The organism is Enterobacter genomosp. S, assembly GCF_001631805.1.
Lineage (GTDB): Bacteria > Pseudomonadota > Gammaproteobacteria > Enterobacterales > Enterobacteriaceae > Enterobacter > Enterobacter quasihormaechei.
The window spans coordinates 65096-80544 of record NZ_LVVA01000005.1; the positions used below are offsets into that span (position 1 = coordinate 65096).

Genomic DNA, 15449 nt, shown 5'->3' on the forward strand with positions numbered 1-15449 from the left:
AACGCGTTTTTATAATTCAAAATTAACGAATAATAATGATTAACAACGTTACACAATATTCAGGAGAGCAGTCAGGTGGATCGCATTCAGGCTATGCAGGTTTTTTTAAGGGTGGCTGAGGCTGGAAGCTTTGTCCGGGCAGCGGAAACACTGTCCCTGCCTTCCTCTACTGTCACCAGCACAATCAAAAACCTGGAGAAATATCTGCAGGTGCGTCTGCTCAACCGGACCACAAGGCGGGTCAGCCTTACGTCTGAAGGTCTGCAATACCTGGCGCAATGCAGGGAAATTCTTGCCTTAATTGAACATACTGAAGCCAGTCTGACTGATTCGAACAGGCGCCCCCGGGGCCGCTTACGCGTTGATATGCCCGGGGGTATCGCCCATTTCATCGTTATGCCAAATCTGAAAGAATTCTACCGCCGGTATCCTGATATTTACCTGATGATCGGCGTCAGCGACCGGCAGGTCGATCTGGTTCAGGAAGGTGTGGATTGCGTGATCAGAACCGGAGAGTTGCTTAGCTCAACACTTGTTGCCCGTCCGCTTGGGCAGTTCCGCTGGATCACCTGTGCCTCTCCCGATTATCTCAGAAAGTATGGTATTCCACAGTCACCTCAAGATTTATCTCATCACAGGGCTATACATTATTTTTCTGGGCAAAGCCGACGTACAGACGAATTGCGTTTTGTGCAGGGAACAGAAACGCTGTCCGTATCCGTCAGCGGGCAGGCAGCCGTCAACGAGACGGGACTCTATATAAAAATGTGCCTCGAAGGGTTCGGACTGGCGCAGCTTGCTGAAAACGTTGTAGCAGAACACCTGCAGCAAGGAACGCTGGTTGAAGTCCTGGCCGACTGGCAACCGTCGTCTGTTCCTGTCACATTACTTTATCCCCATCAGCGTTTTCTTTCACCCGCAGTACGCGCATTTGCAGACTGGATAGATGAAATCTTAAGTTGATATGTCTGTTACATCCACCCGTAGCACATTAAAAGTCAGCAGTATTCAGGGAACCTGGCAGGACTGCAGGCTTTGCTTCGCGGATGCGTCCATTCCGGAACGGCCGCTTCACAGATAAAGAGCTGTACCCAAAAAATTCAATTCTCCGGTTTAAAAGGAACGCCTCCGGCTAAGAACGCCAACCGCATCCGGGATCTCTTTTAACTGAAATGTCTGAGTAAAATATCCTCAAGGATGTGAAAGACGGTCCTGATGCGTTGCGGTACAAGGGTCTGATAGGGCCGGTAAAGATAAAGCTGCCAGGTTTCCAGTTTTAGTTCCGGTAAAACATTCACCAGCCTGCCGTCTTCGAGATAGTCCCTGCAGGCCAGATTACTCGACTGGATCACTGTTTTACCGGCTAATGCAGCCTGAATCTCAGACTGGGAGTCGGTAGTAATAAATTCAAGATGTCGTGGTACAAAAGTATCGACGCCATCGAGCATATATTCGAATACTTTGCCGGTTTCAGGGTTCAACAGGCCACTGAAAGGATAGCGCTGGCGCAGATCGTCGAAATTTTCCGGCGCCCCCAGCCTCTCAATGAGCCCGGGTGATGCCATCAGCGCGTGATGAACAAGCGTAATGGGCCTGATAATAAAGTTCGGATTTGGCTCCCGCTCAATACGGATCCCCATGTCAAGGCGGTGCTGAACAGTATCCAGCTTCATCATGTCCAGCCGCCAGTCTATAAACAGCTCAGGATAAGGACGAAGCGCAGTCAATAGCTCATAGAGTACCTGTTCGTGCCCGGGAAAGCGAAACAGGGTGATCCTCACAATCCCCTTCATCTCATTGTCATCTCTGGCCGTCTGAAACAGGGCCTCTGAATCCTCAAGCAAACGCATGGCTCCAGGCAGGAAGAGCTCACCAAAGCTGGTCAGCACAATAGATCGGGTATTCCGCTTAAAAAGTGGCTCGCCGAGCTGATTTTCCAGTTCAGCAATAGTGCGCGTCACCACTGAAGGAGAAATGGCCAGTCTGACCGCTGCTTCACGAAAATTCATCGTTTCTGCAGCGGCAACAAAAAATTTCAGCGCATCTAGTTTATTCATGATTGTTGTTATTTTAGCAATTCTTACTTTCAAAATTAACAATTTTTAAGCAACAAATCCAGCCATATACTTAACCGCTCAAAATCATCGCTGCGTTAAGAAAAGTCAGGATTCACTATGAAAATGAGAAGGTTGGGGAGCCAGGGGCTTCTCGTATCGGAAATGGGACTGGGGTGCATGGGCATGGATCATGGCTATGGCTATTCAGTTGAAATCCGTGAACGAACAAAGCTGATAGATAAGGCCGTGGAGCTGGGTTGCAACCTTTTCGACACTGCCCCTATTTACGGTTTTGAAAATGAAGAACTTCTGGGCATTGCGCTCAAAAAACACAGGGACAGCGTCGTCATCGCGACCAAGTTCGGTGTAACCGGGATGGAAACTATTGATGGTCAACTGGTGCCAGTGTTAGACAGCAGTCCAGCGTCTGTCAGAAAGCAACTGGACGGTTCACTCAATCGCCTTCAAACCGACCATATCGACCTGTTTTATCAGCATCGTGTTGATCCAAAAGTTGAGCCGGAAGTCGTGGCGGGTTTAATGAAAGAGCTGATCGCGGAAGGCAAAATAAAGTACTGGGGCCTATCCAATGCGCCAGCATCTTACATAAGGCGTGCCCATGCAGTCTGCCCGGTTACCGCAGTTGAAGATCAGTATTCGATGATGTGGCGTAAGCCTGAGCAGGATCTGTTTAAAGTCTGCGATGAACTTGATATTGGCTTTATGGCATACAGCCCGCTGGGTAATGGATTCCTGAGTGGTCAGGTGACAGTTAATACAACCTACGGGGAAGGCGATTACCGGAGCATGATGGGGCGCTTCAAACCTGAAGTTATGAAAAATAACCAGTCGCTTCTTAAGCTAATCGCTTACATTGCCTTTAGAAACAACGCAACTTCGGCACAGGTTGTCCTCGCATGGGAACTGGCTCAGAAGCCTTATATCGTGCCGATCCCGGGAACAACGAAATTACACCGGCTGGAAGAGAATTTTCATGCTGCAAATGTTCAGCTCAGTGACGCTGAATTAAATGACATCAATGAAGCTTTATCCAAGATTCAAATTGACGAAACATTCTTTTAAAAATAAGAGATCGAAATGAAAACAACCGTATTTGTTACCCATCCCAACATTCATCTGTCCCGTGTTAACTCGGCGCTGGCAAAAAGTGCAGCATCACTGCCCGATATTAATGTGCGTTATCTGTATGACATGTATCCGGATGGTAAAATCGACGTGGCCGCTGAACAGGCTGCGCTGGAAAATACCGATCGTATTGTGCTGCAGTTCCCGATGCAGTGGTACAGCACGCCGCCACTTCTAAAGCAGTGGCTTGATGATGTACTGACCTACGGCTGGTCACATGGTGGCGAAACACAGGCACTGCGCGGCAAGCAACTCATGCTGGCAGTTTCGCTCGGTGGTGCTGAGTCTGCGTATCAGCCTGATGGCGCAGCCGGTCATACGGTAAACGAATATCTGCTGTCCTTTGAAACAATCTCCGGGTATCTGGGTATGCATTATCTCAAGCCTTTTATTACTGGCGGAAGTGCGACGATCACCGACGGAGAAATTGCTGCACAGGCTGAACGCTATAAAGCGGTATTAGTCTGATAAGCAACATGCATTCTTTCAATTCTTAAAACACTCACATGTGCTGGTTGTCGCTGAGGATTATAATTGCGGCAACCTGCACAACTATGGCTGCAGATGGCTGTTGTGAGGGCCCTCAGCAAACACAACCCCCCCTCCCTACGCTTTTTTCCAGGATAACGGGTGAAGTTATCTGCTCCCCATCGAAGACACAGAACGCTATTAGCAATGTCCGCTGCTCGCTCATAACGGCCCCCGCCCAGCCCACGCATAAGACAGTTGCTTGCATACGAAGCGGCCCGGCTACAGTAGCGGCACGGCGTTCATGGACACTGAAGTCGGTCTGCCACATGCGTCTTGCCCTGATAGTTACAATATTCTACTGTTTACCATCAGACGACACAGCATACGGGGTAAAGGATTGAACGTTACAATGCTGGCTAACTCAATCGTATCAGGTGTGGTTTCGGTACCGATGGATTTCTATCTGGGACTGGAGCGCACTTTTCAGGATTTGAACTTCTCGGATGGAAGCAGACGAATTCAGTCGCGAAACATGCAGGATGACATTCGGGTGGGTCGTGCTGTCTATCGGGCTTTCAAAGACAGAAACGAAATAACAAAAATCGTAAAAATCATCATCAACGATTCTCTGCAATACCTTCCCGATCCCGTGCTTCGAAAGGTTCATGACAAATTGATTGGAAGCGCGACCTCAATGACCAGCCGCACAACCACGCAGCTGTCACTTTCATCTTATCTGGGCTCAAAGGTTGTTGGCGGAGTAATGCTGTCGTTCATGTCTCGCATAGCGCTGCGCGGCCTTACTGGCGGCCTTACTGGCGGAGTCATCGCGCAGGGTGTCATCTCCCGGGCCTGTGAAGCCTCCAGGCGTCTTCAGATGCAAAATCCTGAACTGTGGCGAAAACTACGGATAAACGATTACGACATGCTCTATTTCATGTTTGAAGAACCCCTTCAGAATTTCATTGAAATGGGAGAAATGCTTCGTAAAAATCCTTCCGCATCAAGAGAATTTATCAATGCCATCGAAAATTATTAGGCTGCTCCGTAAACTCATCGCCGAAGTGTCGGGGGGACTTGTTTTAATGGCAATGGTGATGGGTATTTTCCTGACTGCCACCCTCAATGAAGGGATTATGCGTGTTATCTGGCCATTGTTCGTCCTGATTGTCGGCCTCGTTTTTTATGGCCTCACGTATCTAATCGCCGAAAAAAAAGATCGGCGCTGAATACGAAGTGGTATGACTTTCATACATGTTGAAGTAGGTCCAGGTGTGTCGAAGTGGGACCTTTAACCCTGGGTGGGCTGAAACGGGAAAATAATTACGGTGGGTCAAAGAGGGAAGAATAGTTGATTTTACAGACCAGAGGCGGCGTCATAAATCATTCACTGATTAAGTAAGATGCGCTACAAACGCTAACATGCCCGCTTCGACACACCCTCGGCAAGGTTAGCCTCTAATACCCACTTCGACACACTATGCTTCCCACTTTGACACACCCTAACTAAAACAGGTGTGCTTACAATAGGTCAGAACCGGCAGATGACCAAATTAATCAGAGGTTTAAAAAAGAACAAAACATACAGGCTCATGGACAGGAAAAAGATGATTGCAGTTATTGGTGAGGACTACTTCCATCGCTGAAGCCAACCTCAACTGGCCGCTGCGGAAAGCTCGCACATAGCGGCATCTTTAATGATTAAGCGAAGCTCTTCTACAGTTAACGGTTTTGCTGCGTTCCCTCTGTGCACCATCGCGTGGTAATTCGGGCACAGAGGTACCAGCTCCCTAACTGGCTCAGATCCGACACTAATCCCTCTTTTCTGGCACTCCCTGTCTGGCCATCAGCGTAAACTGGTGGGGCAGAGAGGCATCTCCATCAGGAAGGGCTATCCAGCCACAGCTTTACTATTTTTCGGACTGGATTAATTATCCATGACGAACTATTTACCTAAGGAGCAACAATGAAAAAATCTGCCTGGCTCATCAGCCTGATGCCGCCATTTATGTCTATTGTTATTATCAGAACCTATCTCGGCTCCTTTGATAATGCCTCTCTGTTTACTGAAAATATCTCGGGTTCAGCCATTTTTAATTTCGTCTTCATTTTTCTGATGCTGACCCTGGCCGCATTTGCAGTTATTTTCTTCCTACCCTCGATAATTCTTAGCATTTCCGTGCCTGAAAGTGCTCCAAAACTTCATAACTACAATGACATAAAAAGAAAAGTAACGCTCTCTGCAATTCTTTCGATCCCCGTTACAGTTTTCTGGTTCTTTGGCTGGGCCTATGCCTCAGTCAGCTATCCCACTCATGAAACGCTCACTGACTGGACATGCCTGCTGGGAGGATTGATGTCAGTATTTCTGATTAATTATTTATTTCTGAGAAAGTCCGTAAGCATTGCCCAGCAATATCAGTCTTCAAAACTTCGCATCAAGACGGCCCTGACGCTTTACGCCGCTAGCCCGGCTCTTCTTCTTGTGGTTATTGCCCTGTATTTTTCCTTCGGTTTTCATACTGTCATGGGCTGGATAGACCAAAAAGCTGCCGGAGACGACATTACAACGATACTGAAAGTGTCCGTGTTGGTTGCTTTGCTGGGAATGCTCCTGTTATTTCCGGGCGCGGTGTATGTTGTTACCGAACCTACCGTCCGAAACAGTATCTGGTTCATAAGGTTTGGAGTCATAACCATTTTACTCTGGTCCCTTTTGACCTGCATGTACGTCCCATCCTTTTATCCGGTGCTGGTTGATAAAACAATGTCGCTCGCAGGTATTTCAGACTGGAAAAGCAGACGTTTTCAGATTGATGAAACTAAAATTCCTTTCTCTCACTTCGCTAATGAAGAATGGCAGAGAGTCCGGACCGGCGACGAAAAAAGGTTCAGCGTAAAGGGCATTATGGTTTACTCACTCAGCAACGTGAAATTGCTGTGTCCCGAGTCCATAAGGTAACCCTACAAAAATATGCTCCGCTTCGTTCCATGGGATCGGAATTATGATAAAGAAAAAGCTGCTGAACTAAGAAAGGCATCTTCCCGGTGTCAGCCCTTTACTCAGGGGGAAGTCACCCGGTTGTCCGAGTGAGACGAGGATGATAATCCAACCTCAGCGGATCAGGTAGCGGCCAGCCTCGCAAAAGGATCTCTAGGAGATCCTTTTCAATTCAGTTCATTTGTTCAGACGTTTTTCAATAAAGCGGACGATAAGTTGATATGCTATAACCATAACAACTGAGCAAATGACAAGCAGAGAGATACCGACGAACCCTTCAACATCCCGCTCACCAAAGAGTCCGGCTAACATCTTCCAGAATTCAATCTGGCTTTGCGTCGCAGGATCTGACGGCCGAACTAAAAGAAATGTCAGTGCAAATACAGCGACACAAATCAGAATTCTAAATCCCGTCGGGACGCGTCTCGCGGCCATTCAAGATCACCTCAATCGTTCCATAAGACATCAGACCATTAGGCAGCCTGATCTGCGGCGTTGACATTAATGCCTGTCGAATCGCAATGAAGTCAGTGCGACGTTGCAACGTAATGCATCCCAGGGATATCCCAAGAGGACCAGGGGGATACAAACGGAAATTCCCCCGTTCAACACCATTAACCCATGTGTGATCGTCAATTTTCCCGTCATCGCGATACAGAGCAAACCACTCATACTTGATCACCGGCCTTGAAGTCGGCCATGAATAAAAATCATGGAGATCAGTACGAATAACCCCTTTCCATCCTCCGGAAGGGCGATTAACTACGTGATAACGGCCGTCAGGAATTGGACCATTATCAGGGACACCAATACATCCCGCACGATTCCGGTATTGGTCATGACCGGAATAAGCCAGAAATGTGCCTATGCCATAGAACGTCAAAGGGCTAAAGGTAGCGTCATTAACAACAAATTTTCCTTGTAAAGCAAATGAGTATTAGTCCATTTTTAATTTTAACATCACTCCACCGCCGGTTGTGATTTACAGCAACAGCCGTTGACCGTCACGCTGATGACAGGGGGGGACTGCTTTTATTTCATTAGCCTGCCAGCACTCAAACAGTGCAGCTGCGCGCCAGGACTTCCTGTTTTCAGTTTTCTTTATCGTTGTCTGGCCATCAGCGTAAACTGGTGGGGCAGGGATTCATCTCCTTCAGGAACGGCTACCCAGCCACAGCTTTTCAGCAACTCATTGAGCGCTTCAACCTGCCCGCTAATTCTGGCTGGCACCGGTAATATCTGTTTCCCTTCTTCATTGAAGGCGATATCCAGAGCGCTTTTCACAAGACAGATGCTGTTTACTGATCCCGAGGTCTGGATTCGGTGCCGGCCAGTCCAGTCTCTGTCGCTAAGGGCCTGATAGACCCAGGCATGCTCCATCAGGAGTTCCATGGCATAGGTCAGCCGGAACATATCATTTTGCTCCAGCAGTTCACCGTTGCAGCTGCGCCAGATATAGTCCAGCTTTTGCCTGAGGCGGGCATGTATACCCAGCGTCCGCCCCTGGTTCAGTATCCAGTCGATGTCGGTGGCCAGATCACGCGAGAAACGACGCTGCTTTTTGGCCAGTGCAAACCAGCGCGTTATGAAAAGATTTTCCTGCGATTCAGAGCTAATCAGCCCGTCCTGATGGGCCAACTGCAATGCGACAAGTGCGCACCATGCCAGATGGCCGGTCTTATCCCTGTTTCTCAATTCTTAATCATCCTGACAAACGTTAAACGCTAACTAGCCGGTAGCACCGACCCGTTTTCTGGCTTCGTCGATTATGCGGCGCAGCGCCTCAACCGACAATGGTCTGGATTCATTCGATCTGTGCACCATTGCGTGACAGTTAGGACACAGAGGAACCAGATCCGTGACCGGATCTATTTTATAGCTCTCGGCAATAGTTTTCAGGGGCGTGATATGGTGGACGTGGATGAAGCCCTTGCCCAGGTCCCCGTAGGTTTTTTCGAAATCGAATCCGCAGCCCTTACAGACTGTTCCATGATGCCTGATACAGGCTTTCCTGGCTTCAGCACTTCTTTCGTAGGCATTGACGGTAATGACCTTTCGGGCACCTTCAGTGTACTGTTCCGGAACTGTGAGTTCGTCCGGATAAGTATGACCGACAGTATCGGCATACCAGACGCGCCCTTCCTTCCGGAGATAACGTTTTTCAATTCGATGTTCAAAGCCTTTGATCGCCGCCACGTCAGGATTATCAAGCTTTGGCGAGTGAATCATGTTGAAGGTGTACAGCTCGTATCCTTCGTTCAGGTAGCCGAGATGCTCGATAGCCTGTGTATACCCAGGGAGCCTCTTTTTTTTAGCGCTGAATTCCCATTCTTCGCGGAGGATAACCGCGCGTCCCTGCTCGCGCTCGGTGTCCCAGGCACCAAAAATAACTATCTGACGGTCGTGGTTGATGAAAGACCAGCTCCAGTTCCAGTTCTTACATGTGGCGCCCTGACTCTATATAAATTGCTTTCTGTTCATCGTCTCGCTAACTCTTACTCACCTAAATACTAAAAGTTCCTACACTATTAATAACCATCAACGTTACCTAGCTGTGGAATGCGGTTAGCATCTATCAATATTGCTTCTATGAGTGATTTCATATCGGAACATTTAGCGCTATAAAGTTCTTCATAAAGCTCAAAGTCTTCTTTTGATAATTCTTTTCTAAGCCAGCATTCCCATGCTTCTAGTGCACTAAAATCGAGCCATTCGAATTCCGGATGCGCTTCAAAGAACCAGCTCACGCCGGGCGTTTTGCTCAATCTTATAAGCTTTTTAGCTAGATTAGTTTCATCCTTTGAGCGTTTTAAGGCTGTCGATATCATTGAGTGGGTACCTTATTGAATCTTAGAGAGGTCAATATTAACACCTTCTCAGGCCATCAGTGGACATGCGCCGCAGGCGCATAAAGGCACCAGAAGTAGCTGAATATGGCTTTGATGGTTAGTGGCGCCGTAGCCCGGCGCAGCCGGTTGATCTATAGAGGCTCGCTATCCCCCCCCTTACCTGTAAAGCCTTAACCCGCTAATCGCGATGTAGAAGAATTTTTGCGCCGTCGGAGTGGTCACGACAAGGCGTAGCCGTAGTCGGGGCGTATCTCCGCGTTAGCGGGCCGTCAGGGCCGCTTACGGGCGTGTACTCTAAACCTCCAGCGACATCACTTACCAAGATACTCGTGACATCATAAGCGCCGCATTGAAAGCTTTGGACCGTATCTGGCTCGATGGTCATCGCTATGCAAAAGCCGGAGTGATGCTGAACGACTTTACACCGAGCGATATATCTCAGCTCAATTTGTTCGAAGAGGTGCAGTCCCGGAAGCATAGCGACGCTTTGATGAAAGTTCTGGACGGGATAAATCATTCAGGTAAGGGCAAAGTCTGGTTTGCCGGGCGAGGCATATCTCCTGAATGGCAGATGAAACGCGAGATGCTTTCTCCGGCCTATACCACACGCTGGGAAGATATTCCCATAGCGAGGATCAGTTGAAGAACCCCACCCTGATGGTCAAGATTTTTGAAAGCATTATGATAATTATAATTTTTGAGAAAACGAGTAGTGCTCGCCGCAGCCGAACGGCAGGGTTAAGTCCATATGTGAGCGAGGAACGACCGGGGATCAAAAAGAACATAATATCCTGACGCACTATAAATATGAATAAAGATGACATACTCAGAATTTAGATCGTGATAGAAATTGCGGAATAGAGTGGGACCGTGATCCCAGTTAAATTCCGGGTGCGGTGCCGGCAGTGCGGGCCGGATTACCGGAGCGGTTCTGCCTCACAGACAGGAGGTGGGACCGTGGTCCCAGTTCAATTTCGGGTGCGGTGCCGGCAGTCCGGGACTGTTACCGGAGCAGTTCCGTCTCGCAGACAGGAGGTGGGACCGTGGTCCCAGTTCAATTTCGGATGCGGTGCCGGCAGTCCGGGCCGGATTACCGGAGCAGTTCTGCCTCGCAGACGGGAGGTGGGACCGCGGTCCCAGTTCAATTTCGGGTGCGGTGCCGGCAGTCCGGGCCGGTTACCGGAGCGGTTCTGCCTCACTGACAGGAGGTGGGACCGTGGTCCCAGTTCAATTTCGGATGCGGTGCCGGCAGTCCGGGCCAGATTACCGTAGCAGTTCCGCCACGCAGAAAGGAGATGGAATGATGGCTCTTGGCTGGAAAAAGTAACAGTAACTAGATCTTTAGATTGCGTTAACCATGAGATAGAAAAATATAAAAGCTCTTTACAATTACACAGGTGCTATGGCACAGAGAATGGCTGCTTCGGGATCTATATACCGAAGCAGCATGTAAAATATTAAGGATGTTGGGAGTTAGTAACAAAGCTTGCTAGTTGCACCAAACAGACTAAACCTTTTGTAAGTCGCGCAGTATGCTTTCGATCTGCTTGATACATTCTTCAGGCAAGCGAGATTTATCGAGATTAAAAATCACCTTATCGCCTTTGTAAAGGGCAGTAGCACCAGGAACAAACTGATGACGAGTACTCAGATTAACTTTTTTACCTAATGGCTCTTTCAGTACAGCTGTCAGTAAGCTGATTACTTCCTCGGGTTCAAAGATAACACCAGCTGTCTTTTGCTCATGAAGCTGCTGTGCCTGTTGCAACAATAAATTTTCTTTTCCCGAAAATGCCTTGTACAGCGCCTCACCGGAGCGAGCGGATAGTTCGCCTGGGTGAGTAAAAAGGGAAACCACAGATTTTGGTAACTGGGCCGTGTTGATGCAACGCGTGATGATTTTACGGGAAATATTCTCCGCTTCAGCCAGCGCAGAGACATTGCCGTTGAAAACAGTTTCCAGCCTCTGTGCATAACGTTTGCCACGTTCATAAGCACTTACAGGGCGATAATCATTACCCAGCCGGGATAAAGCCATCATCTGTTCGTCATCTAAATCCCCCACGAGAACACGATAATCCGATGATGTAAGGATAGCGGCTTTACGTCGGCGGCTACCATCAGCAATCTCAATGATGCCCTCCACCCGCCGTCCGAATGCAGGGGTCTGCTGTCCACTTAGAAGAAAAGAGGGGATGAGATCATCCAGAGCATCTTCGGTCAGTAGTTCCTGATCACGTTCATTTCCGGACCAGACACTCGATGCGGTTTCAACATTCTTACCCGGTATGGCTTCCAGAATAAATTTAACTTCTCGTCCACAAACCGGCAGCAGAATAGAATTTCCACGAGCCATAGCCCCCACCCGAGCAATTAATGAATCTACCATCGGTGCAGCAGGTGCCACTGACTGCTCAGTATCGGAACGGACTTCTTTTATAGTGTTTTTGGGAAGGACAGGCGCACGTTTCATTATCTGATCTCCCAGCGAGGTTTAATCAAGCGGTCGAAAACTTCATTACAAACAGGCTCCCAAATGGCCAGAGCATTTCGCCAAGCTCCGGTCGAAGAGCGCTGATCGATTGCTTGTTCAAATACCGTACGCATACGTATCTGACCTTTACCCACCTCGTCAGTCTCACGCACCACATTCTTAAGAACCATGCTTCCCCAGGCATCGCGTATCTGTTCTTCCATCCAGGGAGACTGAGAACCATTGTTATTGCTATATTTCGTCAGCAGAATTCTGACGTCTGGCTCAAAACCTTGCAGGTCAACGTTTTTCAATAAATCTCGCAGCATATCGAAAAACTGCAAAGCAGACGTATAATCAAAAAGCTCAGCTGGAGTTGGAACGATCAATACATCCGCAGCACAAACGACATTTATAGTACCGATCCCGAGGTTAGGCGCGCTATCAATCACAATCACATCGTAATCATGAGCAACCGTCTCTATTGCCAGACGAAGCATCATATGCGGTTCTGTTGGCAACTTACCCTCATCGTAACGCCCCATTAGTTCTGTTTCGATTCTATGCAATGCCAAACAAGAAGGGATAATATCCAGGCCAGGCCAACATGTTGGCTTGATAGCATATGAAGCATCATCACGCTCACCCAGGTAGAAGGGAAGCAAAGTATCTTCGGCGTGAATGTGTAAATCTGGAACCCAACCATGGTACATAGATGCTGTACCTTGAGGATCATTACCTTCTACAAGTAGAACGCGAAGTCCTTTCAGCGCCAGATCCTGTGCAAGATGTACTGATACAGACGTTTTATAGACTCCCCCTTTATGTGCAGCCACCCCGATAACTGGCGGAAAGCTATCATCAGGGCGGCGCAGACGGGTGCCGAATACATCACGCATGTGGTTGATCTGTTCAATGGTGTAGCCCACTCGTTGCTCTACACGACCACGTTTCTCCATATCCGGATGGGGAAGACGTCCTGCTTTTTCAGCATCGCGGATTGCCTGTGAAGACACCCCAATCAAATCGGCTGCTTCACCCACACGCCAGCGACGTGTAATTTTTCTTGCCTCAGGGCTGTCATCGTTAAACTGAGCAATGGCGATAGCCTTCGTCATTTCATGACCGGCAGATATGCACTGATCAAGTGTATCCATTAATCCCATTGTATATTCCTTGTTCTCAACTTTGCATAGTTATATTAAATCTTGGAAAAACAAGCAAAGCAATACCAAATATGCAAATCGATGGATTTTTTGCAAAGTAGCTCAAACGGTAAGGTTTTAGCATGTATGTTTCAATTTGACTGCTCCCCGCCCTAAAGGACGAGGATTCCCACTTCACGGAGCCGAACCTTAGCCGCTTTATGCGATTCAGGATTTACAGGCTCTCCGTGGGCTAACACTGCCAGCCCGGCAGCTTTTATATTGATAGCCGCATTAATGTCACGATCATGGTCTGTGCCGCATTCAGGGCAGTGCCATTTACGCACATCAACAGGCATTTTTTGCATGGTGAAGCCGCAACAACTACAGCGTTTTGAGGACGGGAAAAACTGGTCGATTGCGACCACGGAACGCCCTGCCCATTCGCCTTTGTATTGTAGCTGGCGCGTAAACTCGCTCCAGCTCGCGTCTGCTATCGCTTTAAACAGCGACGGGTTGCGGATCATGTTCTTCACCTTAAGGGATTCGACGCAAACAACCTGGTTTTCGTTAATCAGTTTGCGGGTTGCCTTGTGCAGGGCATCCAGTCGGCAATCGGCAATTTTTGCGTGGAGTCGGGCCACCTTTAAGCGGGCTTTGGCGCGGTTCTTTGAGCCTTTGACCTTTTTGCTTAATCGGCGCTGGAATAGCGCCAGGCGTGCCGCGTATTTAGCGGTATGGCGGGGATTGCCGGACTTAAATCCGGTATCGGTGACGAACAAATCTTTTAAACCAACATCAATGCCGACCGTGGAAGCGGTGATCGGCAGTGATACAGGCTCAAACTCGCAGAGGCAGGAGACAAAATATCGTCCGGCTGTGTCTTTGGTAATGGTGATCGAGGATGGCGAAGACGGCAGCGGGCGACTCCAGCGCACGTCTAAAGGCGCTTTGCTCTTTGCCATATACAACTTGCCGTCACGGTATTTAAACGCCGTATTCATGAAGGTAGCAGCCTGTTTATGACGCTTACTTCTGAATGCTGGATATGCGGCACGTCCGGCGAAGAAATTTTTAAACGCATCCTGTTGGTGGCGTATAGCTTGCTGGAGTGGCACGGCTGAAACATCGCGCAGGAAAGCATATTCCGGCATGGCTTTAAGGGCGGTCAGTCGCTTATCGGCTTGAGGATAGCCAATTTTCTCCTGTCGTTCGTAGTAGGCGTCAGTTCGCCAGCGCAGGATGAATTGTAGACAAAACGCACACAGCCGAACGTTTGAGCCAGAAGCTCAATCTGATCGGGTGTTGGATAGAATCTGTATTTATATGCGCGCTTCATGGTCTTACAAAATACGCTGAAAATTGTAAGGCGCACTGACGGAGGTCAAAAAATGGTTAGGTGTAACGCTTATATCCCCGCCCGCATTGGGCGAGGCTTTACGCGCAAATCGGGTAAATACATTAGTGTTCCTTACTCAAATTAAACTGGTCGACATTGTAAGTATGCAAACTTTATAGGTATGGACGAAAGCCTTCCCATAGCGATGATCCTGTATGAAAAAAGGCAAAGAAAATAGTGTATCTATAAACGATAGGTCGTCGACAGGCTGGATGAATATAATTGCAGCTATGCAAGTAAAAACTACAAACATGTCTTCAAGAAGAAGGCATGACCAAGGCTAAACATCTGGCGCCTAAGCCTTTGTACGCGAACTGACACAGCGAGTGTCGCAACACGGAGACTCACTTATGACCATGGCATAACACTTGAAGAGAAGGGTATCGAGAAGCAATCCTAAAATTGCACGAACCATCCTTTCCTGACATTTCCTGTCTGGCCATCAGTGTGAACTGATGGAGCAGGGGGCATCATATGCAGGCTCTGCCTGCTATTTAGAGCGATCGAACACATCAGCACCGCCGACACATCCGCTGGTAGTGGTAGTGCATTTTTCTATGAGACATTGTGATTAAAAGCGATAACGAGATTAGCAGTGCTCGCCGCAGCCATGTGACCGAGCAACGCGAGCGAGCAGGCGAGGAAGCGCAATATCACAGAAGCTGGAGGGAGCAGCTACGCTTTGGTATCACTATGAAAGATGATCGTTGGTTAACAGTATGAATTACGTTTATTTTTAGCAGTTTATCCACATATACAGTCATTCGATCCAGCAACAAGATCCTCAAAACGATCCCTGTTAGATCCAAAGAAGATCCCGGAACCTCTGAAGGCCCCGTCAGTACTGAATCAGGAGCATGATCACATAAGCTGTAGCTTGTAAATCATAAGCTGTAACTGGTGCACAA

Annotated in this window: 14 protein-coding genes and 3 pseudogenes; 8 read left to right on the forward strand and 9 right to left on the reverse strand. The window is 48.3% G+C overall.

The annotated features are described in order from the left end of the window. The first annotated feature begins 75 nt into the window (after window positions 1-75). The gene (locus A3466_RS05795) at window positions 76-963 is read left to right on the forward strand and encodes a LysR family transcriptional regulator (protein WP_063449787.1); all 888 of its coding nucleotides are present in this window, start codon (window positions 76-78) and stop codon (window positions 961-963) included. A 200-nt stretch (window positions 964-1163) separates the two neighbouring features. On the opposite strand, the gene A3466_RS05800 is transcribed toward A3466_RS05795, so the two are convergent. After that, window positions 1164-2057 (reverse strand): LysR family transcriptional regulator, encoded by an 894-nt coding sequence (locus A3466_RS05800; RefSeq protein WP_063449788.1) that lies wholly within the window; start codon window positions 2055-2057, stop codon window positions 1164-1166. A gap of 117 nt (window positions 2058-2174) precedes the next feature. Here A3466_RS05800 and A3466_RS05805 point away from each other — a divergent pair, with 117 nt between their 5' ends. The 4 genes from A3466_RS05805 to A3466_RS05820 all read left to right on the forward strand — a co-directional run bounded on the left by A3466_RS05805 (window position 2175) and on the right by A3466_RS05820 (window position 4903). Beyond that, window positions 2175-3140 carry an aldo/keto reductase gene (locus A3466_RS05805; protein ID WP_063449789.1) on the forward strand — a complete coding sequence of 322 codons (966 nt, stop codon included), beginning with the start codon at window positions 2175-2177 and terminating at the stop codon, window positions 3138-3140. A gap of 15 nt (window positions 3141-3155) precedes the next feature. After that, complete coding sequence (locus A3466_RS05810) at window positions 3156-3671, forward strand: NAD(P)H-dependent oxidoreductase (RefSeq protein ID WP_063449790.1); 516 nt, start codon at window positions 3156-3158, stop codon at window positions 3669-3671. 412 nt (window positions 3672-4083) lie between these two features. After that, window positions 4084-4713, forward strand: coding sequence for a hypothetical protein (locus A3466_RS05815; protein WP_063449791.1), 630 nt, complete (start codon window positions 4084-4086; stop codon window positions 4711-4713). After that, the gene (locus A3466_RS05820; protein WP_063449792.1) at window positions 4694-4903 is read left to right on the forward strand and encodes a hypothetical protein; all 210 of its coding nucleotides are present in this window, start codon (window positions 4694-4696) and stop codon (window positions 4901-4903) included. Before A3466_RS05815 ends, A3466_RS05820 begins: the two co-directional genes overlap by 20 nt. A 582-nt stretch (window positions 4904-5485) precedes the next feature. Here A3466_RS05820 and A3466_RS23860 read toward each other — a convergent pair. After that, window positions 5486-5578: pseudogene (locus A3466_RS23860) on the reverse strand (DUF2913 family protein); the annotation flags it as partial. A 62-nt stretch (window positions 5579-5640) separates the two neighbouring features. On the opposite strand from A3466_RS23860, the gene A3466_RS23635 reads away from it, so the two are divergent. Beyond that, complete coding sequence (locus A3466_RS23635) at window positions 5641-6636, forward strand: hypothetical protein (RefSeq protein ID WP_245167734.1); 996 nt, start codon at window positions 5641-5643, stop codon at window positions 6634-6636. 442 nt (window positions 6637-7078) lie between these two features. Here the strand turns inward: A3466_RS23635 and A3466_RS22100 are convergent, their stop codons facing one another. The 3 genes from A3466_RS22100 to A3466_RS23640 all read right to left on the reverse strand — a co-directional run bounded on the left by A3466_RS22100 (window position 7079) and on the right by A3466_RS23640 (window position 8676). Beyond that, on the reverse strand, window positions 7079-7558 hold the full coding sequence (locus tag A3466_RS22100) for a DUF2778 domain-containing protein (RefSeq protein WP_074160943.1): 480 nt from the start codon (window positions 7556-7558) through the stop codon (window positions 7079-7081). A gap of 218 nt (window positions 7559-7776) precedes the next feature. Then, on the reverse strand, window positions 7777-8370 hold the full coding sequence (locus tag A3466_RS05835) for a DUF2913 family protein (RefSeq protein ID WP_063449794.1): 594 nt from the start codon (window positions 8368-8370) through the stop codon (window positions 7777-7779). Between the two features lie 33 nt (window positions 8371-8403). Then, entirely contained in the window at window positions 8404-8676 is a 273-nt protein-coding gene (locus A3466_RS23640; RefSeq protein ID WP_245167738.1) for an HNH endonuclease, read from the reverse strand. Between A3466_RS23640 and A3466_RS23645 the strand changes: the two genes are divergently transcribed. Beyond that, window positions 8584-9189: a hypothetical protein gene (locus A3466_RS23645; protein WP_063449795.1), complete on the forward strand. Its 606-nt coding sequence runs from the start codon at window positions 8584-8586 to the stop codon at window positions 9187-9189. The two genes, A3466_RS23640 and A3466_RS23645, sit on opposite strands and share 93 nt — an antisense overlap. A 14-nt stretch (window positions 9190-9203) precedes the next feature. On the opposite strand, the gene A3466_RS05845 is transcribed toward A3466_RS23645, so the two are convergent. Further along, on the reverse strand, window positions 9204-9503 hold the full coding sequence (locus A3466_RS05845; protein WP_063449796.1) for a hypothetical protein: 300 nt from the start codon (window positions 9501-9503) through the stop codon (window positions 9204-9206). A 331-nt stretch (window positions 9504-9834) separates the two neighbouring features. Between A3466_RS05845 and A3466_RS05850 the strand changes: the two are divergent. Continuing rightward, window positions 9835-10167: pseudogene (locus A3466_RS05850) on the forward strand (DUF4113 domain-containing protein); the annotation flags it as partial. Window positions 10168-11031: 864 nt separating this feature from the next. Here A3466_RS05850 and A3466_RS05855 read toward each other — a convergent pair. From A3466_RS05855 to A3466_RS05865, 3 genes and pseudogenes are all read right to left on the reverse strand, one after another. Continuing rightward, window positions 11032-11997, reverse strand: a complete 966-nt coding sequence (locus A3466_RS05855; RefSeq protein ID WP_063449798.1) for a ParB/RepB/Spo0J family plasmid partition protein — start codon at window positions 11995-11997, stop codon at window positions 11032-11034. After that, on the reverse strand, window positions 11997-13163 hold the full coding sequence (gene sopA / locus A3466_RS05860; protein ID WP_046620222.1) for a plasmid-partitioning protein SopA: 1167 nt from the start codon (window positions 13161-13163) through the stop codon (window positions 11997-11999). The genes A3466_RS05855 and sopA overlap by 1 nt, the downstream gene beginning before the upstream one ends. A gap of 152 nt (window positions 13164-13315) precedes the next feature. Further along, window positions 13316-14481, reverse strand: a pseudogene (locus A3466_RS05865) (RNA-guided endonuclease InsQ/TnpB family protein). Between the last annotated feature and the right edge of the window lie 968 nt (window positions 14482-15449).